Annotated in this window: 1 protein-coding gene; it reads left to right on the top strand. The window is 72.9% G+C overall.

Annotated elements, in window-relative coordinates:
• Positions 1–299, top strand: a 299-nt coding sequence (locus ACLBXP_RS25755; RefSeq protein ID WP_447670647.1) for a cytochrome c-type biogenesis CcmF C-terminal domain-containing protein, incomplete at both ends; no start/stop codon positions are given.

Below are 299 nucleotides of genomic sequence, written 5' to 3'. Positions count from 1 at the left end.
CACGGTGCTGGTCGGCACCCTGTACCCGCTGCTCCTCGTGATGCTGACGGGCGACAAGATCTCGGTGGGCCCGCCCTTCTTCAACAGCACCTTCCTGCCGCTCGCGGTGCCGCTGCTGCTGATCGTCCCCTTCGGCCAGACGCTCGCCTGGAAGCGGGGCGACGCGCTCGCTGCCGCGCAGCGCCTGTTCTTCGCCCTCGGCCCCGCGCTGGCGGTCGGCCTCGCGGCGCTGGCGTTGACCTGGGGCGGCCCGGTGCTGGCGCCGGTGGGGATCGGGCTCGGCGCCTACCTGATCATCG

The sequence above is a fragment of the Methylobacterium sp. A54F genome (assembly GCF_053346035.1).
The sequence above is the reverse complement of the archived record's forward strand: the minus strand, read 5'-3'. Positions and strand labels throughout refer to the sequence as shown.